This window comes from Streptomyces malachitofuscus (assembly GCF_055571035.1).
Map to the genome: position 1 here is coordinate 262,333 of NZ_JBVIGA010000003.1, position 23,114 is coordinate 285,446.

Consider the following 23,114-nt stretch of genomic DNA (forward strand, 5'->3'; position numbering starts at 1 on the left):
CGGGGCGGGGCACTCAGCGCTGGTAGCGGGCCAGCACCAGATTGCCGTCCTCCTCCAGGCGGGCGCGCAGCTCGTCGAGGCCGATCGCCCCGCTGTAGTACTCCTGGAGCGCCGGGGTGGCCACCTTGTCCTTCCACTCGGGGTAGCCCCGCACGGTCTGTGCGGGGGCCGGGCGCAGATGGGCGGCGAGCGCGGTGCCGGTGGCCCAGCCGTGTTCGTCGGTGTGCAGGGCGGGGTCGGCCAGGGCCCGGCTGCCGGTGGGCAGCATCCAGTCGCCGAGGGCGAGACGGACCATGTTCTGCGGCCGGAGCAGGAAGTCGAGGAAGGCGACGGCCTCCTTCTTGTGCGGGCAGTCCTCGGCGACGGACAGGGTCTGCGGGCTGACACCCTGGGTGAGTCCGCCGGCTCCGGCCGGGGCGGGCAGCACCTGCCAGTCGAAGCCCTCCGGCGCCTGCTGGGCGATCTGCTGGCGGTAGGAGAACCCGAGCGGCACCATCGCGTACTTGCCGGCGAAGAAACCGGGCAGGGTGTCGGAGCCGCCGCTGCCGAGCGTCGTGGGCGAGGCGCTGCGGTCGGTGGTCACCTGCTCGTGGACGGTGCGCGGGACGACCTCGTCGCCCTCCTCGAACCGCACGGTCACCTTGCCGTCGGCGCCCCGGTGGAAGAGCCGGCCGCCCGCGGAGAGGGAGAGGTTGAGGGTGGCGGACACGGGCTCCTTGAGCGGCCAGGCGACACCGTACCTCCCCTCGCCCGCCAGCTCCTTCGTCACCTGCCGGAACTCCGTCCAGCTCCAGGGGTCCGCGGGCGTCGGGACGCGGACGCCGGACTCCTTCAGCCAGGCGGCGTTGGCGACGAGGACGCGCGGTTCCTGGAGGAAGGGCACGCCGTAGACGCCGTCCCCGAAGGCGACGGTCCGCCAGCTGCGCGGCGGGATGTCGGACTTCAGCCGCTCGGGCAGCAGCTCGGTCAGATCGGCCAGGTAGCCGCCGTACGCGAAGTCGGCGAGGTCGTCGGAGGCGTCGTGGACGATGTCGGGCGCCTCCCCGCCCTCGAAGGAGGTGAGCAGCTGGTCGTGGACGCTGTCCCAGCTGCCCTGGACGTACTCCACCCGGACGTCCGGGTGGGCGGCGTTCCACTCCTCGACCAGGTCCCTGGTGGCCTCGACCGACTCCTCCTGCCAGGCCAGGGACAGAAAGCGCAGGGTGATCCGTCCGTCGTCGCGGGTGCCGCCGGAGGAGCAGCCCGCGAGGAGCAGGACGACGGCGAGGGCCGTCACGAGGATTCTGGTGCGCATCAGCTCTTCACCGCCCCGGCGAGCATGCCGCCCGTGATCCGCCGCTGGATGATCGCGAAGACGACGAGGGAGGGCAGCGTCGCGAGGAACGCGGCGGCCGCCAGCGGGCCGAGGTCGGCGACTCCCTCGGCGCCGATGAAGTGGGTGAGGATCACCGGCAGGGTCTGTTTCTCGGGGGTCTTGAGCAGAACGAGGGCGAAGAAGAACTCGTTCCACGCGGTGATGAAGGCGAACAGCGCGGTGGCGATGATGCCCGGCGCGAGGAGCGGCGCGGTCACCGACACCAGGGTCCGCAGCCGCCCGGCCCCGTCGACGGCCGCCGCCTCCTCCAGCTCGGCCGGTACGGCACGGACGTAGCCGGTGAGCATCCACAGCGCGAAGGGCAGCGCCCAGACCACGTAGACCAGCACCAGACCGGGCACGGAGTCGATCAGCCGCAGATTCTTCAGCACCAGGAACAGCGGAATGATCAGTAGCACGAACGGGAACGCCTGGCTGACCACGACCCAGCCCGTCGCGACCCGGGCGAGCGCGGTGCGGTGACGGGCCGTCACATACGCCGTCGGGGTGGCGACGACGACGCAGACCACGGCCGCGGCGAAGGCGGCGAGCAGGGAGTTGAGGGCGGCCCGCAGCAGCGGCTGCTCGTCGAAGGCCTGGCGGAAGTTGTCGAGGGTGGGGTCGCTCGGGATCCAGGTCGGGTGGAGCGCGGCCAGCTCGGCCGGGGGCTTGAACGCGGTCGAGACCAGCCAGAGGAACGGGAAGGCGAGGAAGGCGAGATACGCGAGCAGCGCGGCGTACTGGCCGACGCGGGCGCCGGTGGAGGTCCTCACGCCTTGTCACCTCCCCGGAGCCGGCCGGCGAGGAAGACGGCCAGCGCGATCGAGATCGCGGCGACCATGACACAGCCCATCGCCGCCGCGTAGCCGAACTGTCCGTAGCGGAACGCCTCTTCGTAGGCGAAGAGCATGGGCAGCCGGGTGCGTCCGCCGGGGCCGCCGTTGGTCAGCACATAGACCAGGGCGAAGGAGTTGAAGTTCCAGATCAGGTTGAGCGCCGTGATGGCGAGGGCGACGGGGCGGATGGCGGGCCAGGTGACCGTGCAGAAGCGGCGCCATGCTCCGGCGCCGTCCACGGCCGCCGCCTCGTGCAGCTCGCGCGGGGTGTTCTGCAGCCCGGCGAGCAGCGCGACCGTGGTCTGGGGCATGCCGGCCCACACGCCGACGACGATCACCGCGGGCAGGGCGGTGGCGAGCCCGCTGAGCCAGTCCCGGCCGCTGCCCAGGCCGAAGTCGCGGAGCGTCTCGTTGAGGAGGCCGGCGTCCGGGTTGTAGACGATCCGCCACATGATGCCGACGACCACCTCGGGCATCGCCCAGGGGACGATCGCCAGGGCGCGGGCGAGCCAGCGCAGCTTCAGGTCCTGGTGGAGCAGCAGGGCGAGACCGAGCGCCAGCAGGAACTGCGGCACCGTCACCCCGACCGCCCAGACCAGCCCGATCCGGAACGACTCCCAGAACAGCGTGTCGTGCAGGAGGTCCTGGAAGTTGAGGGTGCCGATCCACCGGGTCGGTTCGGTGCGCCCCGACTGGGCGTCGGTGAAGGCCAGCAGGATGCCGTAGAGCAGCGGACCGACACTCAGGACGAGGATCGGGATCAGCGCGGGCAGCACCAGGAACCACGGGCCGTGGCCCAGGGCGCGCCCCGGTGCGGTGCCCGGGCCGGGCGCACGGGGCGCGGATCTCCTCGCCTCGGTCACCGACGTCACGGAATCAGCCCCTTTGCACGGCGCGGGTGGGCCCGGTCATGGTCGTGAAGGGGTTCTGCCTCGTCAAGACACCGCGCACTCCGGCCGACCTGGGCGAATGCGAGACTGGCCGGCGGATGGCCGGATTACGGCGGCCGGAGGCGGACGGACCTGGAGGGACGGATGGACGAGGCACGGGCGCGGGAGGTCCTGGCGGCGGCGGGGGTGCTGCCCGGCGCGGCGGGGGACGCGCGGTTGCTCGCCCTCGGCGAGAACGCGGTGTTCGCCGCCGGTGACCTGGCCGTCAAGGTGGGCCGTGACCCCGAGCTGATGGACCGGGCCCGCCGGGAGCTGGACGTCGCGGGATGGCTGGAGTCGGAGGGTGTGCCGGCGGTGCGGGCGGCCGAACCGGAGGCACTGCTGGTCGAGGGGCACCCGGTGACCGTGTGGCACCGGCTGCCGGAGGCGGTGCGGCCCGCCGGACCACGGGATCTGGCCGAACTGCTGCGGCGGGTCCACGCACTGCCCGCTCCTCCCTTCGCCCTGCCGCCCCGCGAGCTGCTCGGCGGGGTGGAACGCTGGCTGCGGCTCGCGGGCCAAGCGATCGACCCGGCGGACGCGGCGTATCTGCGCGAGCGGCGCGACGGATTCGCGGCGTCCGCCGCGCAGCTGACGCCCCGGCTGCGACCGGGGCCCATCCACGGCGACGCGCTGCCGCGCAACGTGCACATCGGCCCTGACGGGCCGGTCCTGATCGACCTGGAGACCTTCTCGGCCGATCTGCGCGAGCACGACCTGGTGGTGATGGCCCTCTCCCACGACCGCTACGGGCTCCCGGACGAGGAGTACGCGTCCTTCACCGCCGCCTACGGCTGGGACGTGCGCGACTGGGAGGGCTGCTCGGTGCTGCGCGGCGCGCGGGAGACCGCCAGCTGTGCCTGGGTCGCCCAGCACGCGCCGGGCAACCCCAAGGCGCTGGCGGAGTTCGAACGCCGGGTGGCGTCGTTGCGGGACGGGGACGACAGCGTGCGCTGGTATCCCTTCTGACCTGGCGTCCCTTCCGGCCCCGGACGCCCGGCGGGTCAGACCGGCTCGCCCGCCGGCTCCCGCAGCGGCCAGGTGCCGTCGATCACCGCGCCGACGTCGCCCTTGCGGCGCAGGAAGTCCTGGAAGTCCGCCGCCCACTCGGCGTACCACTCGATCTGACGGCGGTGCAGCTCCGCCGGGCCGAGGACCGCGACCTTGGGGTGGCGGACGGCTATCGCGCAGGCCAGCCGGGCCGCGGCGAGGGCGTCGGCGGTCGCGTCGTGCGCCGAGTCGAGGATCACGCCGTACTCCGCGCAGACCGCTTCGAGGTTGCGCTTGCCGCGCCGGTAGCGGTCGACGGAACGGTCGATGGTGTACGGGTCGATGACGGGGGCGGGGTCGATGCCGCCCAGGCGCTCACGCAGGGACGGCAGTCCGTACCTCCGCAGTTCGGCGGCCAGCAGGCTCAGATCGAAGGCCGCGTTGTAGGCGACGACCGGTACGCCCGTCTTCCAGTAGGCGGTGAGAACGCCGGCGATGCCGTCGGCGACCTGGTCGGCGGGGCGGCCCTCGGCGGCCGCCCGCTCGTTGCTGATGCCGTGCACGGCCACCGCCTCCGCGGGGATCGGCACGCCCGGGTCGGCCAGCCACTCGCGGCGCCCCATCGGCTCCCCCGCCCTGACCTCGATCACGGCGCCCGTGACGATCCGTGCCTCGCGCGGGTCCGTGCCCGTCGTCTCCAGGTCGAAGCCGATCAGCAGCTCCCGGTGCCAGCCCATGGGCTGCCCCCCTTCATGTGTGGTGCGTTCCCCCAGTGGTCCCCACCTTCGCACGCACCACTGACAATCAGAGGATCGCCTTCCGCTTACTGCCGGAACGGTGGGCGCCGGAACCGGGCGTTCACGACACCGGCCGCGAATCCGCCCACATCAGCTCGAACTCCTCGCGATACGTGGGGAACAGTCCGCCTTCCTCGACTTCGCCGGGCTTGACCACTTTGGTGCCGTTGCGCAGGACCAGCACGGGCGCCTCCATCCCGCGGGCGCGCCGCAGATGGTTCTGCACGACCGCGATGCCGTCCGACCCGTCGCCGTCCACGAGGTAGGCGGTGCAGCGGGGCGTCTCGTCGTAGACCTGGATCTCGAAGGCACCCGGGTCGCGCAGCCGGGAGCGGACGCGGCGCATGTGCAGGATGTTCATCTCGACGGCGCGCCCCAGCTCGCCCCGCTTGATGCCGAGCTCACGCTCGCGCCGCTTGACGGCGCTGGACGCGGGGTTGAGGAACAGCAGCCGCACCCGGCAGCCGGACTCGGCCAGCCGCACCAGACGGCGCCCGGAGAAGTTCTGCACCAGCAGGTTGAGCCCGATACCGATGGCGTCGAGCCGGCGGGCTCCGCCGAAGATGTCCTCGGCCGGGAACGTGCGCAGCAGCCGCACCCGGTCCGGATGGACGGCGACGACGTCGGCGTACCGGTCGCCGACCAGGTCCTCCACCGCGTCCACCGGCAGCCGCCGCGCGGACGGCACGTCGCCGCCGGCGCCGAGCATCTCCAGCAGCCGCGCGGAGGCCCGCTCGGCCTGGGCGAGGACCGACTCCGACAGCGCGCGGTTGCGGGAGACGACGTTCCGGGTGACCTCCAGCTCGTCCAGGGCGAGCTCGACGTCCCGGCGGTCGTCGAAGTACGGCTCGAAACAGGGCCAGTGCTGGACCATCAGCTCGCGCAGCTGCGGCAGGGTGAGGAAGGACAGCACGTTGTCGTCGGCCGGATCGAGCAGATAGCCCTTGCGGCGGCTGACCTCGCGGACCGCGACCGCGCGCTGCACCCACTCCTGTCCGGCCGGTCCGGCGGCGGCGACCACCCAGTCGTCCCCGTGCACGGGCTCGTACACGGGCCGCAGCACGGCCGCCACGACCGCGCGGAGCCGCTGTTCCACCAGGTTCAGCCAGATGTAGGCGCGGCCTGCCCGCTGGGCGCGGGTGCGCACCTCACGCCAGGCGTCGGCGCCCCAGTCCAGCTCCGGCCCGATCGAGCCCGCGTCCATCGGCCGTGCCAGGGACACCGCACCGGGCGGGACGTCCGTGGAACTGCTCCCCTCGTGACCCTCGTCACCAGGGGGCAGTTCCAGCCCTCCCGAGCCCACCCGCGCACCGCCTTCCGCTCCCCCGAGCACTCCCCGTCCCAACGATCAAGGAGAGTACTCCGCAAGCGGCACACGGTGCAGCCCGATGGACCGGGTCGTTTCTCAACTTCCCGGTGCCGTGCGACCGTTCCGTCCGAACGGGTACCGGGAGTGAGCGGATTCATACCAGGAGCGGCGGATGCGCGGGTCGTGGTCCGAGCGGGCATGGGTAGAAGGTGGTTCCCGCCCTTTCGGGGAGACACGGGAACACTCGGAGCCAAGGCGCCCCACCGGCGCCGTACACCTGAAAGAGTCCTATCCATGCAGGTCTGGCCTGGCGAGGCGTATCCGCTCGGTGCCACGTACGACGGCGCCGGAACGAACTTCGCGGTCTTCACGGAGGCCGCGGACCGAGTAGAGCTGTGTCTGCTGCACGACGACGGCTCCGAGACCGCGATCGAGTTGCGCGAGAGCGACGCGTTCGTACGGCACGCGTACCTGCCCGGCGTCATGCCCGGGCAGCGGTACGGCTTCCGTGCGCACGGGCCGTACGCCCCCGAGCGGGGGCTGCTCTGCAATTCGGCGAAGCTGCTGCTCGACCCGTACGCGCGTGCGATCAGCGGGGCGGTCCAGTGGGGCGAGGAGGTGTACGGCTACCACTTCGACGACCGCGACCGGCGCAACGACCTCGACTCGGCGCCGCACACGATGACGTCGGTCGTGGTCAACCCGTACTTCGACTGGGGCGACGACCGGCGCCCCCGTACGGAGTACCACCACACGGTGATCTACGAGGCGCATGTGAAGGGCCTCACCATGCGCCATCCGGGGCTGCCGGAGGAGCTGCGCGGCACCTACGCGGGTCTCGCGCACCCGGCGGTGATCGAGCATCTGACCGAGCTCGGGGTGACGGCGCTGGAACTGATGCCGGTGCACCAGTTCGTGAACGACCACCGACTGGTGGACATGGGCCTGAACAACTACTGGGGCTACAACACGATCGGCTTCTTCGCCCCGCACAACGCCTACGCGTCCTGGGGCGACCGCGGCCAGCAGGTGCTGGAGTTCAAGTCCGCGGTCAAGGCCCTGCACGAGGCGGGCATCGAGGTGATCCTCGACGTGGTCTACAACCACACCGCCGAGGGCAACCATCTGGGACCGACGCTGTCCTTCAAAGGGCTCGACAACCCCTCGTACTACCGGCTCACCGACGACCCCCGCTACTACATGGACACCACGGGCACCGGGAACTCCCTGCTCATGCGGTCCCCGCACGTGCTGCAGATGATCATGGATTCGCTGCGGTACTGGGTCACCGAGATGCATGTCGACGGGTTCCGCTTCGACCTCGCGGCGACCCTCGCCCGGCAGTTCCACGAGGTGGACCGGCTGTCGTCGTTCTTCGACCTGGTCCAACAGGACCCGGTGGTCTCCCAGGTCAAGCTGATCGCCGAGCCGTGGGACGTGGGTGAGGGCGGCTACCAGGTGGGCAACTTCCCGCCGCTGTGGACCGAGTGGAACGGCAAGTACCGCGACACCGTGCGGGACCTGTGGCGGGGCGAACCGCGCGCCCTCGCGGAGTTCGCCTCCCGGCTGACCGGCTCGTCCGATCTGTACCAGAACGACGGCCGGCGTCCGCTGGCCTCGATCAACTTCGTGACCTGCCACGACGGCTTCACCCTGCACGACCTGGTGTCGTACAACGACAAGCACAACGAGGCCAACGGCGAGGACAACCGGGACGGCGAGAGCCACAACCGGTCCTGGAACTGCGGGGCCGAGGGCGAGACCGACGACCCGGACGTGCTGCGGCTGCGGGCCCGGCAGATGCGCAACTTCATCGCGACGCTGATGCTCTCCCAGGGCGTGCCGATGATCAGCCACGGCGACGAGGTGGCCCGCACCCAGCGCGGCAACAACAACGCCTACTGCCAGGACAACGAGCTGGCGTGGCTCGACTGGCCCGCGTCAGGCGAGGAGGACGAAGCCGAGGAGGACCTGCGCCGGCAGCTGCTGGAGTTCACCCGCGCGATGGTGTGGCTGCGCAAGGACCACCCGGTCTTCCGCAGGCGCCGCTTCTTCCACGGCCGGCCGGTGGAGGGTACCCACGACGATCTCTCCGACATCGCCTGGTTCACTCCCGAGGGCGCGGAGATGACCCAGCGGGACTGGGACTCCGCGCGGGCGTCGGCGCTGACGGTGTTCCTCAACGGCAACGCGATCTCCGAGCCCGGTCAGCGTGGGGAGCGCATCACCGACGACTCGTTCCTGCTGATGTTCAACGCCTCGCCCAAGCCCCTGGACTTCGTGGTACCGGTCGATCACGGCCGGCAGTGGCAGGTGGTCGTCGACACCGCCCGCGCGGACGGCGTGCCGCCGGGCACCGGGCCGAAGGTGACGGCGGGGACGCGGCTGACCCTGGCGGACCGGAGTCTGACGGTATTGCAACGGCCGGTGTAGGGGATCCAGCCCGTCCGGCGTTTGAGGACGAGGCCCGAAGCGCCGAAAGGGGGTCTGGGGGCGCAGCCCCCAGGGACGGGAAGGGAAGGGGCGGCGGGGGCGGAAAACATCCCACTCACGTCCCGAACGGCGGATCGATGACACGAGAAGCGGCCACGCGGGTACGTAGGTTCCCATGACCCCTGAGCGACCTGACCCGGCGGTGCCCACGGCCACGTACCGGCTGCAGCTGCAGCCCGGCTTCCCGTTCCAGGCGGCGGCGGACGCCGTTCCGTACGTGGCCTCGCTCGGCGTGTCCCATCTGCATCTGTCACCCGTCCTGGAGGCCGTACCCGGCTCGCTGCACGGCTACGACGTGGTCGACCACACGCGCGTGCGCGAGGAACTCGGCGGAGAGGAGGGGCTGCGGGCGCTGGCGCGCACCGCGCGGGAGCACGGGCTCGGGCTGGTCGTGGACATCGTCCCGAACCACATGGCGATGGTCCCGCGGCACAACCGCGCCCTGTGGGAGGTGCTGCGCGACGGCCCGTCCTCGCCCTTCGCGCGGTGGTTCGACATCGACTGGGAGGCGCAGGGCGGGCAGGTGCTGCTGCCGGTGCTCGGCGGGCCGCTGGGCGGCGAGGCCGGCCACCTGAAGGCGGACGGCGACGTGCTGCGCTACTACGACCACGTGTTCCCGCTGCGCGAGGGCACCGCGGGGCTGCCGCTGCCCCAGCTGCTGGACGCGCAGTGGTACCGGCCCGTGTGGTGGCGCCTGGCCCGGACCGAGCTCAACTACCGGCGGTTCTTCAGCATCTCCGAGCTGATCGGGGTGCGCGTGGAGGACCCGGAGGTGTTCGAGGCGACCCACGCCAAGACCCTGGAGCTGCTCCGGGAGGGCGTGATCGACGGGCTGCGCGTCGACCATCCCGACGGGCTCGCCGACCCCGACGGCTATCTGCGGCGGCTGCACGAGGCCACGGGCGGCCGGTGGACGGTCGTGGAGAAGATCCTCGCCGAGGGCGAGACGCTGCCCGCCTCCTGGCCCGTCGCGGGCACCACCGGCTACGACGCCCTCCGGCACGTGGACGGCCTGTTCACGGACCCCGCCGGGTTCGGGGAGCTGCTCGGCCAGTACCGGCGGTTCGCGGCCCCGCAGACGGACCGGGGCGGCGACTGGGACGGGACGGTACGGCGCGCGGCGTACAAGGTGCTCACGCACGAGCTGGCCGCCGAGGTGGACCGGCTGGTCCGGCTCACGAGCCGGTTGTGCGCGACCTCGCCGGAGACCGCGCTGCGCGACCGCGCGCCCTGGGCGCTGCGGACCGCGCTCCAGGAGCTGCTGGTCCGGCTGGAGGTCTACCGCCCCTACTCCTCCGTCGACGCCTCCGGTGTGGTGACCGAGCAGGCGGCCGCCGAGGCCCGGCTCGCCTTCGCCGTCCCGGAGGAGGCCGGGGCGGTGGATGTCGTACGGGATCTGGTGCTCGGACGGTACGGGGACGCGCCGGAGCACGTGGAGTTCCGTACGCGGTTCGCGCAGACGGCGTCGGCTCTGCGGGCCAAGTCCGTCGAGGACACCGCGTTCTACCGGTATGTACCGCTGCTGTCGGCGACGGAGGTGGGCGGCGACCCCGGCGCTCCGGCGGTGTCACCGGAGCGGTTCCACGCGTACTGCGCGCGCGTGCAGCGCGACTGGCCGGCCACCGGGACGGTCGTCTCCACGCACGACGCCAAGCGCAGCGCCGACGTGCGGGCGGCGCTGCACGTGCTCACCGAGTGCCCGGAGCGCTGGGCGGACGTCCTCGCGGAGGTGACGCGCGCGGGTGAGGGCGTACCCGACGCGCAGCTGGCGTGGGCGGCCTGGCAGACGGTGTTCGGGCTGGGGCCGGCCGAGGAGGAGCGGGTCCAGGGGGCGCTGCTGAAGCATGTGCGCGAAGCCGGCCTGTACACCAGCTGGACGGAGCAGGACCCGTCGTACGAGGAGGCGGTGGCACGCTTCGTGGCGGCGGGGCCGTGCGGGGTGCCGGGCGAGCGGGTGGCGGCGTTCCGCGCGTCGCTGGAGCCGCACGTCCGGGCGAACGTGCTGGGCGCGGCTCTCGTCCATCTGACGATGCCCGGGGTGCCCGATCTCTATCAGGGCACGGAGCACGAGTACCGGGCGCTGGTCGACCCGGACAACCGGCGGACCGTGCGGTTCGAGGACGACGGGAGCGACAAGGAGGCGGTGACCCGGGCGGCGCTGCGGCTGCGGGCGCGGCGGCCGGACGTCTTCGGTGACACGGCGTCGTACGAGCCGGTGGCGGCCGAGGGGCCCGCGGCGGCGCACTGCACGGCGTTCGTCCGCTCCGGCGAGGTGCTCACCGCCGTGACCCGTCTGTCGCTGCGGCTGGCGGAGGAGGGCGGCTGGCGCGACACACGGCTGCCGCTGCCGGCGGGGCGGTGGGTGAATGTGCTGGAGCCGGGGCCGGGGCGGGAGTTCGAGGGGCACGCGGGTCTGGCGGAGCTGTTCGGGCGGTTGCCGGTGGCGTTGTTGGAGCGGATCGCGGACTGAGGGTCCCGTCGCCGCGCCCGCGGTGAGTGGGCGGGGCGGGGCCGTGGCGGGCTCACGTGGGTGGGGCCGTCCCGGTGGGGGCCCGGTGGGGTGCTGGGCAGTCCGGGTAGGGGGATGAGGGGACCGGGCCGGGGGACGATGTGAGCTGCAACGTGGCCTTCAGTAGGTCGACGAAGGTCTCGGCGGGGCCGGTCGGTGGTACGCGGGTGAAGGCGGTCAGGGCGCGTTTCCAGGGTGGGTCCGGGGAGAGGGTCACGCAGTCCTCGCCGACGGCGCCACGGACGATGTGCGCGGGCGCGGTGGTGACGCCGACCCCGGCCACCGCCATGCGTACGGCGGTCGAGGTGTGCTCGGTGAAGACCGCGGTGCGGGGCGTGAACCCGGCCTGCCCGCAGACCCGGTCGAGGAAGCGTTCGCCGTGCACGACCGGCTCCATGGCGCAGCGGACCCAGGGGCGGTCGGCGAGTTCGGGCAGCGTCACCGTGGTGCGGCCGGCGAAACGGTCGGCGAAGGGGACGACGATGACGATCTCCTCCTCGCCGACGGGCACCACGGTGCCCGGCCAGCCGCTGGGCGCCGGGCCCACGGCCAGGTCGGCGGTGCCGCGCTGCACCTCCTCCTCCAGGGCGTCGGTCGTGGCGTACTCGTGCAGATGGAGCAGGACGCCGGGGTGGGCGGCGTGCCACCGTGCGAAGACGTCCGGCAGGATGCCGACGGCCAAGGAGTGGACGGCGGCGATGTGCAGTTCGCCGCCCTCCGCCCCGGCGGCGGCACGCGCCGCGCGGCGGGCCTGGGCTGCACTGCGGACGGCGACCTCGGCGTGCGGCAGGAACGCGCGCCCCATCGGTGTGAGCCGCGCCCCGCGCGGCATGCGTTCCAGGAGCGGACCGCCGGTCGCCCGTTCGAGCGCCTTGATCTGGTGGGACAGCGCGGGCTGGGAGACGTGCAGCACCTCCGCCGCACGGGTGAACGACGCCTCCTGGACGACGGTCAGGAAGTACTCCATCTGCCGCAGACTCATTCCGCCCCCGCCATAGAGGTCCTGCATCGATACCACAAGAACATTGCCTTGGACTCATGGCAAGGGCCGGGCGGACGCTGAGGACATGAACGCAACGGACGTCATCGTCATCGGAGGCGGTACGGGCGGCTACAGCACCGCCCTGCGCGCTGCCGCTCTCGGCCTGCAAGTGGCGCTGGTGGAGCGGGACAAGGTGGGCGGCACGTGCCTGCATCGCGGCTGCATCCCCAGCAAGGCGATGCTGCACGCGGCCGAACTCGTCGACGGCATCGCCGAAGCGCGCGAGCGCTGGGGGGTGAAGGCCACCCTGGACGCCGTCGACTGGCCCGCGCTCGTCGCCACGCGGGACGACATCGTGGCGCGCAACCACCGAGGCGTGGAGGCCCATCTCGCCCATGCGGGCGTGCGGGTGCTGCGGGGGCACGCGCGCCTGACGGGGCCGCGGTCCGTGCGGGTCGAGGGAGCGGCCGAAGGTGCCTACGGCCTCACCGCCCGTCGCGGCATCGTGCTGGCGACCGGCTCACGTCCGCGCACGCTCCCGGGGCTCGAGCCGGACGGACGGCGCGTGGTGACGAGCGACGACGCGTTGTTCGCGCCCGGGTTCCCGGGGTCGGTCCTGGTGCTCGGCGGGGGCGCGATCGGTGTGGAGTACGCCTCGTTCCACCGTTCCATGGGCGCCGAGGTCACCCTGGTCGAGGCCGCCGACCGGATCGTGCCGTCGGAGGACACCGAGGTGAGCCGGCATCTGACGCGGGGGCTGCGGAAGCGGGGCATCGACGTGCTGCCGGGTGCCCGGCTGCTGGACACCGAGGTGACCGGCGACGGCGTGCGTGCGCGGGTGCGCACCACCCGCGGTGAGGTCCGTACGGTCGCGACCGAACGCCTCCTCGTGGCCGTCGGGCGGGTTCCGGTGGCCGATGGACTGGATCTGGCCGCCGCCGGGCTGACGACGGACGGGCGCGGGTTCGTCGCGCCGGCCGACTGGGACCGGCTGGAGACGGCCGTGCCCGGGGTGCATGTCGTGGGCGATCTGGTGCCGCCTCCGTCTCCCGGCCTCGCCCATGCCTCGTTCGCCGAGGGCCTGTTGGTGGCGGAGACGCTGGCGGGGGTGCCGTCGGCGCCCGTGGACTACGCGGCGGTGCCCCGGGTCACGTACTCGTCGCCGGCGACCGCCGCCGTGGGGCTGAGCGAGGCGGAGGCCCGCGCGCAGGGGTACGAGGTCGAGGTCAACAGCATGCCGCTGACCGCGGTCGCGAAGGGCATGGTGCACGGGCAGGGCGGCACGGTGAAGGTCGTCGCCGAGGTGGGGGGGCGGGTGCTGGGCGTGCACCTGGTGGGGCCGCATGTGTCGGAGATGATCGCCGAGGGCCAGTTGGTCGTCGGCTGGGACGCGGAGCCGTCCGACGTGGCGCGGCACATTCACCCGCATCCGACGCTCTCCGAGGCGGTCGGTGAGGTGTTCCTGACGCTTGCGGGTCGCGGGCTGCACCAGCAGTGACGCGGGCGCGGTGAGCGGGGGCGGGCGTGCCCCCGGGCGCCCCCTGGGGGCTCCCCCGTCGCGCTCTTGACACCGTCTCCCCGCCGTGGGGTACTGCGCAGTGCGGATTCGGGCGGTGACGGGGGGTGAGTCCGCTGCTGGAGTCTCGCTATCCGACGGTGGCCGAACTGGTCTTCTCCGCCCGGGCGCTGGCCCTGCAGTGGCAGGGTCTGTGCGCTTTGCGGCAGGTGGGCGTCTCCCGCGCGGGGCGGCCGCTGCACCTGCTGTCCGTGGGCCGCGCCCGGCGCGCCGTTCTGGTGGTGGCCGGCGCCCACGCCAACGAACCGGCCGGCGGGGGCACACTGCTCGCGCTGGCCCAGCGGGTCCTGCACGAGCGGGAACTGCGCGACGGGACGTCGTGGCACTTCCTGCTGTGCGCGGACCCCGACGGGGCGAGTCTCCATGTGACGCCTGCGCCGCGCAGTCTGTACGACTATCACATGAGCTTCTTCCGTCCTGCGGGGCCGGAGCAGCCGGAGTGGGCGCCCTCGGTCCTGCCGCCCGGGCGGCTGCCGCCCGAAACCGTCGCGCTGACCGGGGTGATCGACGAGTTGCAGCCCTATCTGCAGGTGTCCCTGCACGGCACCGACCTGGGCGGCAGCTGGGTGCAGCTGACGAGGGACGTGCCCGGGCTGGCCGAGCCGTTCGCCAAGTCCGCGGCGCAGCTGCACATTCCGGTGGAGACGGGCGCGTCGGACGCGGCGGGCTGGCCGGCGTCCGGTCCCGGGGTCCATGTGATGCCGGCGCCGGAGGCCGCGCCGGCCTATCCGAGCCTGACCGACGACGCCCGGCACAGCACCTGGTACCACGCGCACCGGTACGGGGGACTGACCGCGGTGATCGAGGTGCCGATGTGGGCGAGCGACCTGGTGGACGACCCGGCACCCCATCCGGCACCGGACGCGGCGATGCACCGTCTGGCGGAACGGCTGCTGCGGGACGCGGAGGAGGTGCGGCGAGTTCTGGAGGACGTGGACGCGAGAGCGGGAGACGCCGACGGTCCGTTGCTGCGGGCCGCCACGTGGGTGCTGGAGCTGGTGCCGGGGCTGGCGGCCGACCTGGCCCGCACGCCGGCCGCCGACGGGACGCGGGCGTACGTGGGCAGCGTGGACGCGTTCGCGCGGCGGGTGCCGCTCAGGGCGGCGGCGATGCTGCGGCGGGCGCTGGGGGCGACGGACGCGGGGGCGGCGGTGCGGCTGGAGCGGCTGGTCGCGCTGTGGAGCGACGCGTTCGCCGCGCGGTTCCGGGCGCGGTGGGTTCCCGTGCGCCATCAGGTGGAGCACCAGTCCCGTACCGTCCTGGCAGCAGCCCACCACGCCCGCGACCACACATAGCCGCCCCCAGCTGCCCGCGGATCACTGCTGGGGCAGGTCGAAGAGGGGGCCTGTTCGGGCGGTCAGGGTGCAGGTGTTGGGGAAGGTTTCGGTGTAGTCGACCGGGCGGTCGCGCCACATGCCGTGGGCGTGCGCCGTCACCGGGGCGTAGACCATCGGGCAGATGGCGTCCTGCGACGGGACGTCGGCGATGCGCCCGTCCGCCGCGGCCAGCGACGCGCAGGCGTCCGCGGCCCGCCGGTGCTCGCCCCCGGGCGGGTCGCAGCGCAGCATCGTGCCGTCCTCCGACGCGGACGGCGTCTCTCCGTGGCTGACCGTGAGCATCAGCCAGCTCTCCTGGGCGGGGCGCGCGGAGTTCGCCCGCGCGGGTGCCGCACAGGCGAGCAGGACGAGGGCGGCGGCCAGTGCCGCCCGTACCGCTTTCACTGAGGTGTGCGTCATTCCCGTTGCATCGGCACGGAGGTCCCCGAACCCCACCCCTGCTCACCCGAACGGGAGGGTTCCGGTGTGCGCCGCGCGGCCAGCGCGAACGCGGCGAGTACGACCCGTGTCTGGTACTCGGCCTGACGCGCGACGGTGATCCACCGCGCCCCCAGGGCGTCCCGGTAGTCCGCGCACCGCGCGTCGATCAGCCGGTCCAGCTCCGGCAGCGCCCCCGCCGGATCGCGCCCCGCGCGGGTCACCAGCTGGTGCAGCAGCCCCGCGGTGCGCAGGGCCAGCCGCCGTCCGGCGAGGCGCAGGGCGGTGAGACCGGCGGTGTCCATGGGCGGCAACGGATGCGCAGAATCGTTTTGGCAGTCGGGGTCCCAGGCGTCGGCGAGTCCGGGGCAGACCAGTAAATAGTCGTCGACCGGGGCGAGCAGCCGCGCCGCGTCGGGCACACCCGCGAGGCACGGCCGGATCCGGGCCGTCAGACCGCCCAGCACCCGCGTGTCCTCGCGCAGCGTGCGGCTGACCGAGCGCAGCTCCGCCTCCGCGTCGGCGTGCGGGGAGCCGTCCCCGACGGCCGGCACGCCCCACATGGGCGCCTCGACGACCGCGGTGACGGTGCCGTACCGGTGCGGGTGGTACCACGTCGACTCGACGGCGGCCTCGGTGATCGCCGCGGCGAGGTCACGGCGGTGCGGGGGCGGGATCCGGTAGACGGCGGGGCCGAGGCCGGGCCAGTACAGGGCGTCGTAGGCGCCGAGCTCGCGCGGGATGCCGAGGCGGCCGGCGATGCCCGCGACCCGCCGGTCCAGGCCGGGCAGGTCATGCGTGAGTTCGACGAAGCCGCCGCCGACGTCGACGCCGTGCAGCGAGCACTGGAGGAACGGCCGCAGTTCGTCCTGGAGGGCGAGCAGGGCGCGGGTCTCCGGCAGTGCGGCGGCCGCGGCGCCGTCGGGCAGCCATTCGGGTTGTTCCAGGAAACCGGGCCGGAAGAAGTTCCGGAAGTGGTGGCCGAGGGTGTACGGGCCGGTCAGCCAGCGCTCGTTGCGGCGCAGGCCGTCGGGGTCCAGGCAGAGCAGCAGGTTCCAGGTGGCGTCGGCGCCCTCGGTGAGCCGGGGATCGGCCAGGGCGCGCTCGGCCAGGCGCAGTACGGTGGCGCCGCCCACCGGCTCGTTGGCGTGCGGTCCGGCGACGACGAGGGCCTGGCGGTCGCCGTGGCCGATGCTCAGCAGCCACAGGGGAATGCCGGCGCGGGAGGCGCCGACGCGGCGCAGCCGGGCCACGCGGGGATGCCGGGCGACGAAGGCGGCGGCCCGCGCGCCCAGTTCGTCGACGGTCGGATAGCGCAGGAGGGGCGGCAGGGCACACCTCCACGAAGTGGTGCCGTCTTCTCACCGGGAGTGCAGGGGGTACGCACAGTGAGTCACGGCTTCGGGGGGTACGTCAACACCACGGCAGGCACAGCGATGTGGCGGGGGTCAGTGCGCCGCGAGCCGGTAGGTGATCTGGCCGAAGCCGACCTGGTCGCCCTCGCGCACGACGGCCGCGCCGACCACCCGGCGTCCGTTCACCGTCGTGCCGTTGGTCGAGCCGAGGTCCCGCAGCACCCACAGGCCCCCCTGGTGACGGAGCTCGGCGTGCACACGGGAGACCGTCTCGTGACTGATGCGCAGCCCGCTGGCGGGATCGCGCCCTATGCGCAGCGGGTGTCCGGCGGCCGGGTGCGGCAGCAGCAGCTTGGGCAGCTTCTCGGCCTGCCAGGCCCGGCGCAGCCGTACGGTGAAGCCGGACACCGCCTCGACCGTGCCGAACACCAGGCGGGAGAAACGGCTTTCCCTCGGGAGGTCGGCGGTGAGCGCGGCGAGTTCGTCGGAACGCCGCGCGGCGAGCGCGAGTTCCATGCGCCGGATGAACGTGTCGTGCGACAGGCGGCCCATGGCGACACCGTCCCGCAGCACGCTCAGCGCCTTGTCGCGCTCCGCGTCGGACAGCCGCGCGGGGTACGTGTGGAACTCGAAGGACGACGTCACGCTGTTGATTGTCGGTCAGTGACGGCCGGACTGTCCAGAAACCGGGGAAACGGCCGGGACACGGGGACGCCCGGCGACACCCGCCGCAAAAGGGAGGATCCCCCGGCGAATTGATCTCCGATGACGCACGATGGACGGGCTACATCACGGTGAGCAGACGAAGGGGAACCGTCCGTGCAGTTCGAGGTGTGGGCACCGCAGGCCGGCAGAGTGACGCTCCAGTGCGAGGGCGTCACGCGCGCGTTGGAGCGCGATCCGGGGCGTGAGGGGTGGTGGAGGGGGGAGGCCGAGGCGCACGACGGCTCCCGGTACGGCTTCGCGCTGGACGACGGTCCCGTACTGCCCGATCCGCGCTCGCGCCGCCAGCCGGACGGGCCGGACGGACCGAGTGCCGTCGTGGACCACGACCGTTTCGCCTGGCGCTCGGAGTGGGCCGGGCGGCCGCTCGCCGGAGCGGTGCTGTACGAGCTGCACGTGGGCACGTACACGCGCGAGGGCACCTTCGACGCCGCCGCCGAGCGGCTCGGCCATCTCGCGGACCTGGGCGTGACGCACGTGGAGCTGATGCCGGTGTGCCCGTTCCCGGGCCGGCACGGATGGGGGTACGAGGGGGTGTCGCTGTGGGCCGTGCACGAGCCGTACGGCGGGCCCGAGGGGCTGAAACGGTTCGTCGACCGGGCGCACGCCCTGGGACTCGGCGTCGTCCTGGACGTCGTGCACAACCATCTGGGGCCGTCGGGGAACTATCTGCCGCAGTTCGGCCCGTACTTCACGGACACCCATCACACCCCCTGGGGCGCGGCCGTCAATCTGGACGCGCCCGGCTCCGACGAGGTGCGCGCCTACCTCGTGGACAGCGCGCTGGCGTGGCTGCGGGACTACCGGATCGACGGGCTGCGGCTGGACGCGGTGCACGCGCTGGTGGACACGCGCGCAACCCACTTCCTGGAGGAGCTGTCCGGGGCGGTGGACGCCCTCGCCGCCGACACCGGCCGCCCGCTGTTCCTCGTCGCCGAGTCGGACCTGAACGACCCCCGGCTCATCACCCCGCGCGAGAACGGCGGCTTCGGGCTGCACGCGCAGTGGAACGACGACTTCCACCATGCCCTGCACACCGCCGTGACCGGTGAATCCCGCGGCTACTACGCCGACTTCGCCCGCGCTCCGCTCGCGGCCCTCGCCAAGACGCTCACCGGCGGCTTCTTCCACGACGGGACGTACTCCAGTTTCCGGGGCCGGCACCACGGCCGCCCGCTGGACCGCGACCGGGTGGCCGCGCACCGGCTCCTCGGCTACAGCCAGACCCACGACCAGGTGGGCAACCGCGCCCAGGGGGACCGGCTGGCCTCGCTGGTCTCCCCCGGGCTGCTGGCCTGCGCGGCGGCGCTGACGCTGACCGCCCCCTTCACCCCGATGCTGTTCATGGGCGAGGAGTGGGCGGCGGGCACACCCTGGCAGTTCTTCACCGACCACACCGACCCGGAGCTCGCCAAGGCGGTGAGCGCGGGCAGGCGGCGCGAGTTCGCGGCGCACGGCTGGGCCGAGGAGGACGTGCCCGATCCGCAGGATCCGGCCACCCGCGACCGTTCCTGCCTGGACTGGTCGGAGCCGGACCGCGATCCGCACGCGCGCGTGCTGGCCTGGTACCGGATGCTGGTCGCCCTGCGTCACGCACAGCCCGACCTCACCGATCCCGACCTCGGCGACACCAAGGTGGCCTACGACGAGGAGGACCGCTGGCTGGCCTTCCGGCGCGGCGACGTCCGGGTCGCCGTGAATCTCGGGGACCGGCCCGCCACCGTCCCCCTCGGCGTTCCCGGGGCGCGGATCCTCGCCGCGTGGGAGCCCGTGGAGACGCCGGGCGCGGACGGGGTGCTGCGGCTGCCCGCGGAGTCGGCGGTGGTGCTGCTGCAGGAATGACGGGCCGGTGGTCAGGGCACGTCGTCGCCGTCCCGGAGATCCGTCACCCGCTCCAGCATGATCGGTTCCCAGGCCCGTCGCAGCCGGGTGCGCAGCAGCGGCGGCGGGCCGGCGGCGCGGCCGGCGAGGGCGTCGGCGAGGTGGACGACGGCGTCGCAGCGGGCCAGCCAGAGGCCGCGCAGGCAGGGGCGGGCGCCGTACCCGGCGAGGGTGGCGGCGCGGACGGCGGCCGGGGCGCCGACGGCGACCGCGAGGCCCGCGATGTCCTCGGCGGGGTCGCCGACGACCGCCGCGTCCCAGCCGAGGACGCCGCGCACCCGGCCGTCCGCGCCGACCACGAGGTGCTCCCCGGTGAGCGCGCGGTGGACGAGGACCGCCGTGCCGGGCTGGGCGGCGAGCTGGAGCGCGGCGGGCGGGGTGAGCTGGTCCAGCCGCCCGGGGTCGAACTCGTCGGCCCCGGCAAGCCGTTCGGCCGCCTCTTGGGCGGCCCGGCGCAGGGCCTCGAGTGATCGCGGGGCCACGCGTGGCACGCCGAGTGTCTCCGCCTGCCGGGCCGGCACCTCGCGCAACCCCGTGAGCAGCCCGGACAGGTCGGTCTCGCCGACGGCGGAGACGGTGTGCTCCTCCGCCGTCCCGCCGGGCAGCCGGGTGTCGAGGGTGCAGAGCAGTCCGGTCGCCCACTCGCCCTGTGCCACCGCGGCCGGCAGCGCCACCGGCACGTGCGGTCGGACCAGGTCGCGCAGCCGCGCCTCGCGGCGTCTGCGGGCGCTCGCCTCGCGGTCCGGGGCGAGCCGCAGCACATGATGGGCGCCGACCCACCACGCGGCGGGCCCGGCTCCTTCGGTGACGGGCCTGACGTCGGGTCCGGCCGCGCCGCCCGTGCCACTGCCCTTCAGCAGGGAGCGGGCCAGTCGGCGGACGGTGTCCGCGGTGGGTGTCGGTGCCTGGGTCATGTCACGCCATTGCCGATCGGGGAGGCAGGGAGGGGACGTCGGGGGCCGTTCAGTCCACTATGACCATCTCCCGCCCGGTGGTGTTCAGCCGCCGCCCGCCGTCCTCGGTGACGGTGACGATGTCCTCGATGCGCACCCCGAACCGGCCGGGGAGATAGACGCCGGGTTCGACGGAGAAGCACATGCCGGGGACGAGGGGCTGCTCCTCGCCCTCGATCATGTACGGCGGTTCGTGCGTGGTGACACCGATGCCGTGCCCGGTGCGGTGGATGAAGTACTCCCCGTACCCGGCGCCGGCGATGACCGCGCGGGCGGCACGGTCGACGTCCTGGCAGGCGGCGCCGGGCCGCACCGCGCGGAAGCCCGCCTCCTGTGCCTCGCGCACGAGGTCGTGCACCCGGCGTTCCTCGTCGGTGGGTTCGCCGACGTGCACGGTGCGGGAGGTGTCGGAGCCGTAGCCGTCCTTGAGGCCGCCGAAGTCGAGGACGACCATGTCGCCGCGTTCGATCACGCGGTCGCCGATCTCGTGGTGCGGGTTGGCCCCGTTGGGGCCGGAGGCGACGATGGTGAAGTCGACCTGGGAGTGTCCGAACCGGCGCAGCAGGGAGGCGAGATCGGCGGCGACGTCGGACTCGCGGCGGCCGGCGAAGGCCACGCCCTTGATCTCCTCGAACGCGGCGTCGGCGGCCGCTCCGGCGGCGGCGAGGAGGCGGAGTTCCGCCGCGTCCTTGACGGCGCGCAGCATGGGCAGCGCCTCGGTGAGGGAGGCGTAGGAGGTGCCGGGGAGCGTCTTCTGCAGGCCGAGCAGGTGCATGGCCCAGGTGTTGTCGCTGATGCCGTACCGGCCGTCCGCGTCCAGCAGGGCGGCGGTGGCGGCGTAGGGGTCCTTGCCGTCGGTCCAGTCGCGCAGGGTGAGGGCGGGGGCGCCGGTGGCGTGCTCGGCGTCCGGGGCCTCCAGGGTGGGGACGACGAGCACCGGGTCCCGGCCGGCCGCCAGGACCAGCAGGGTGAGCCGCTCGGTGACCGCGGTGGGGGTGTAGCCGGTGAGCCACACCAGGTCGGGGCCGGGCGCCACGAGCAGTCCGGCGAGTCCGGCGTCGGCGGCCTGCCGCGCGGCCCGCTCCATGCGGGCCTTGTAGTCGTCGGCGGTGAAGGACGCGGGCGTGGTGCCGGTCATCCGAGGGCCTCCCAGGGCGGACATCGGGGCTACGGGCAGCATCCTGCCCGGCGGGCGGGGGCGGCGCGAGCCGGTTCGCCGTGTTCGCCCCGGCGCCCGCTCCAACTAATGGCTGCTGACTTCCCAACCATTAGATCTCATGATGAGATCACCTTCGACCGTTGTCCTGGCCGAGGAGGCGTACGACCGTGCTCGTACTCGCGCACATCAGCGATCTGCATCTGGACGGAACCGCCAGGGCGACCGAGCGCGCCCGGCGGGTGCGCGACCGGCTGTGGGAGCTGCCGGTCCGGCCCGACGCGCTGCTGGTGACCGGTGACATCGCCGACCACGGCACCGAGGCCGAGTACGAGGAGGCCGCCCGCCTGCTCGGGCTGCGCGACGGGACCGCCCCGTTCCCGGTGCTGACCTGTCCGGGCAACCACGACAGCCGGGGGCCGTACCGCAAGGCGCTGCTGGGACAGCCGGCCGCCGACGGGCCGGTCAACAGCGCGCATGTGCTGGACGGCGGCGCCGTGCTGATGTGCGACTCGAGCATCCCGGGACACGACGAGGGCGAGCTGGACGCCGAGACCTGCGCCTGGATCGAGTCGACGCTCGACGGACTCCCGGACGGTCTTCCGGCCGTGCTCGCCTTCCACCATCCGCCGGTGCCGCTGCACCACCCCCTGCCCGACTCCTACCCCCTGCGCCACCCGGAACGGCTGGCGGACCTGCTGGCGCGCCGGCCCCGGGTGGCCGGGCTGATCACCGGTCACGCCCACACCCCGGCCGCCACCACGTTCGCGGGCCGCCCCGTGCTGGTCGGGCCCGGCGTGACGTGGACGCTGCGGCTGCCCTGGGAGGGCGAGCAGATCGCGGACCGGGACGCGCCGGTCGGGCTCGCCTTCCACGTCCTGGCCGACGAGGGGCGGCTCACCAGCCACTTCCGCGTGGTCATGTGACGATCCCGGGGACGGCCGTCAGCTGCCGGTGGCCGCCGCCGACCCGCCGCACCGTCAGCTTCACCTCGTCGCCCGGGCGGGCCCGGGCGACGGCACGTGCCAGGTCGGCGGCCGAGTCGACGCGCCGGCCGGCGAAGGCGAGGAGCACGTCGCCCCGTACCAGGCCCGCCGAGAAGCCGGGGCCCGGGATGTGCACGCCGACGACCCGTGCCCCCGGCTTCCGGTCGTCGGCCACCTCCACCCCGAGCCGGGCGACGACGGGCGCGGGGGACGACGCCGGCGCGGCGGTCGCGTCGCGAGGCGGTGACGCGGACGGGCCGACGAGGGGAACCGTACCCGTCTGCCGTTTCAGCTCGGCGAGTCCGCCCGCGCCGACGACGGTGGCGCCCATCGCCCCCAGCCCGACCCCGGACAGCACCAGGACGGCGCCGGTCGTGACACCGAGCAGCGCGGTCACCAGCCGCCGTCCGCGCCGTCGCCCGGTGTGCTGCCAGGACTTGCAGGGCTCCCGGGCGGTCCCGGAGGGCTCCTGGGCTCCACCGGGGTCCCCGGGCAGGGGTTTGGGCCGCAGCGCGGGTCGTTCCATGGTTC

19 protein-coding genes are annotated in these 23,114 nt (G+C 73.5%); 7 read left to right on the forward strand and 12 right to left on the reverse strand.

Annotated features, from left to right (window positions below):
* Positions 1-13: 13 nt before the first annotated feature.
* The 3 genes from ACZ44S_RS05950 to ACZ44S_RS05960 are packed head-to-tail and all read right to left on the reverse strand — an operon-like array spanning position 14 to position 3,062.
* Positions 14-1,294, reverse strand: coding sequence for an ABC transporter substrate-binding protein (locus ACZ44S_RS05950; protein ID WP_466924911.1), 1,281 nt, complete (start codon positions 1,292-1,294; stop codon positions 14-16).
* A complete protein-coding gene (locus ACZ44S_RS05955) occupies positions 1,294-2,127 on the reverse strand; it encodes a carbohydrate ABC transporter permease (RefSeq protein WP_466924914.1) in 834 nt (277 codons plus the stop codon). The genes ACZ44S_RS05950 and ACZ44S_RS05955 overlap by 1 nt, the downstream gene beginning before the upstream one ends.
* On the reverse strand, positions 2,124-3,062 hold the full coding sequence (locus ACZ44S_RS05960) for a carbohydrate ABC transporter permease (protein WP_466924916.1): 939 nt from the start codon (positions 3,060-3,062) through the stop codon (positions 2,124-2,126). Before ACZ44S_RS05960 ends, ACZ44S_RS05955 begins: the two co-directional genes overlap by 4 nt.
* Before the next feature lie 162 nt (positions 3,063-3,224).
* Here ACZ44S_RS05960 and ACZ44S_RS05965 point away from each other — a divergent pair, with 162 nt between their 5' ends.
* Positions 3,225-4,088: a phosphotransferase enzyme family protein gene (locus tag ACZ44S_RS05965; protein WP_466924919.1), complete on the forward strand. Its 864-nt coding sequence runs from the start codon at positions 3,225-3,227 to the stop codon at positions 4,086-4,088.
* Positions 4,089-4,123: 35 nt separating this feature from the next.
* Here the strand turns inward: ACZ44S_RS05965 and ACZ44S_RS05970 are convergent, their stop codons facing one another.
* Entirely contained in the window at positions 4,124-4,846 is a 723-nt protein-coding gene (locus ACZ44S_RS05970) for an exonuclease domain-containing protein (RefSeq protein WP_466924922.1), read from the reverse strand.
* Between the two features lie 121 nt (positions 4,847-4,967).
* Positions 4,968-6,209, reverse strand: coding sequence for an SAV2148 family HEPN domain-containing protein (locus ACZ44S_RS05975; RefSeq protein WP_229853728.1), 1,242 nt, complete (start codon positions 6,207-6,209; stop codon positions 4,968-4,970).
* 300 nt (positions 6,210-6,509) lie between these two features.
* Here ACZ44S_RS05975 and glgX point away from each other — a divergent pair, with 300 nt between their 5' ends.
* Together glgX and treY are read left to right on the forward strand one after the other, a co-directional pair.
* Positions 6,510-8,648 carry a glycogen debranching protein GlgX gene (gene glgX, locus ACZ44S_RS05980; protein WP_466924925.1) on the forward strand — a complete coding sequence of 713 codons (2,139 nt, stop codon included), beginning with the start codon at positions 6,510-6,512 and terminating at the stop codon, positions 8,646-8,648.
* A gap of 175 nt (positions 8,649-8,823) precedes the next feature.
* Positions 8,824-11,178 (forward strand): malto-oligosyltrehalose synthase, encoded by a 2,355-nt coding sequence (gene treY / locus ACZ44S_RS05985; protein WP_466924928.1) that lies wholly within the window; start codon positions 8,824-8,826, stop codon positions 11,176-11,178.
* A 52-nt stretch (positions 11,179-11,230) separates the two neighbouring features.
* On the opposite strand, the gene ACZ44S_RS05990 is transcribed toward treY, so the two are convergent.
* Positions 11,231-12,199: a LysR family transcriptional regulator gene (locus ACZ44S_RS05990; RefSeq protein WP_466925193.1), complete on the reverse strand. Its 969-nt coding sequence runs from the start codon at positions 12,197-12,199 to the stop codon at positions 11,231-11,233.
* A gap of 85 nt (positions 12,200-12,284) precedes the next feature.
* Between ACZ44S_RS05990 and lpdA the strand changes: the two genes are divergently transcribed.
* Together lpdA and ACZ44S_RS06000 are read left to right on the forward strand one after the other, a co-directional pair.
* A complete protein-coding gene (gene lpdA / locus ACZ44S_RS05995; RefSeq protein WP_466924930.1) occupies positions 12,285-13,697 on the forward strand; it encodes a dihydrolipoyl dehydrogenase in 1,413 nt (470 codons plus the stop codon).
* Positions 13,698-13,822: 125 nt separating this feature from the next.
* Positions 13,823-15,070 carry a M14 family zinc carboxypeptidase gene (locus tag ACZ44S_RS06000; protein WP_466924932.1) on the forward strand — a complete coding sequence of 416 codons (1,248 nt, stop codon included), beginning with the start codon at positions 13,823-13,825 and terminating at the stop codon, positions 15,068-15,070.
* Positions 15,071-15,091: 21 nt separating this feature from the next.
* On the opposite strand, the gene ACZ44S_RS06005 is transcribed toward ACZ44S_RS06000, so the two are convergent.
* The 3 genes from ACZ44S_RS06005 to ACZ44S_RS06015 form a co-directional block, all read right to left on the reverse strand.
* Complete coding sequence (locus ACZ44S_RS06005) at positions 15,092-15,511, reverse strand: SSI family serine proteinase inhibitor (protein WP_466924934.1); 420 nt, start codon at positions 15,509-15,511, stop codon at positions 15,092-15,094.
* Positions 15,508-16,860: a M14 family zinc carboxypeptidase gene (locus ACZ44S_RS06010; protein WP_466925195.1), complete on the reverse strand. Its 1,353-nt coding sequence runs from the start codon at positions 16,858-16,860 to the stop codon at positions 15,508-15,510. Before ACZ44S_RS06010 ends, ACZ44S_RS06005 begins: the two co-directional genes overlap by 4 nt.
* A 117-nt stretch (positions 16,861-16,977) precedes the next feature.
* On the reverse strand, positions 16,978-17,529 hold the full coding sequence (locus ACZ44S_RS06015; RefSeq protein WP_466924936.1) for an FHA domain-containing protein: 552 nt from the start codon (positions 17,527-17,529) through the stop codon (positions 16,978-16,980).
* A 174-nt stretch (positions 17,530-17,703) separates the two neighbouring features.
* On the opposite strand from ACZ44S_RS06015, the gene treZ reads away from it, so the two are divergent.
* On the forward strand, positions 17,704-19,449 hold the full coding sequence (gene treZ / locus ACZ44S_RS06020; RefSeq protein WP_466924938.1) for a malto-oligosyltrehalose trehalohydrolase: 1,746 nt from the start codon (positions 17,704-17,706) through the stop codon (positions 19,447-19,449).
* A gap of 11 nt (positions 19,450-19,460) precedes the next feature.
* Here the strand turns inward: treZ and ACZ44S_RS06025 are convergent, their stop codons facing one another.
* Positions 19,461-20,402, reverse strand: coding sequence for an aminoglycoside phosphotransferase family protein (locus tag ACZ44S_RS06025; RefSeq protein WP_466924941.1), 942 nt, complete (start codon positions 20,400-20,402; stop codon positions 19,461-19,463).
* 49 nt (positions 20,403-20,451) lie between these two features.
* Positions 20,452-21,579 (reverse strand): aminopeptidase P family protein, encoded by a 1,128-nt coding sequence (locus ACZ44S_RS06030; RefSeq protein ID WP_466924943.1) that lies wholly within the window; start codon positions 21,577-21,579, stop codon positions 20,452-20,454.
* Positions 21,580-21,767: 188 nt separating this feature from the next.
* Between ACZ44S_RS06030 and ACZ44S_RS06035 the strand changes: the two genes are divergently transcribed.
* Positions 21,768-22,523 carry a metallophosphoesterase gene (locus ACZ44S_RS06035; RefSeq protein ID WP_466924946.1) on the forward strand — a complete coding sequence of 252 codons (756 nt, stop codon included), beginning with the start codon at positions 21,768-21,770 and terminating at the stop codon, positions 22,521-22,523.
* Here ACZ44S_RS06035 and ACZ44S_RS06040 read toward each other — a convergent pair.
* Positions 22,516-23,109 carry a PDZ domain-containing protein gene (locus ACZ44S_RS06040; RefSeq protein ID WP_466924949.1) on the reverse strand — a complete coding sequence of 198 codons (594 nt, stop codon included), beginning with the start codon at positions 23,107-23,109 and terminating at the stop codon, positions 22,516-22,518. The two genes, ACZ44S_RS06035 and ACZ44S_RS06040, sit on opposite strands and share 8 nt — an antisense overlap.
* Positions 23,110-23,114: the final 5 nt, after the last annotated feature.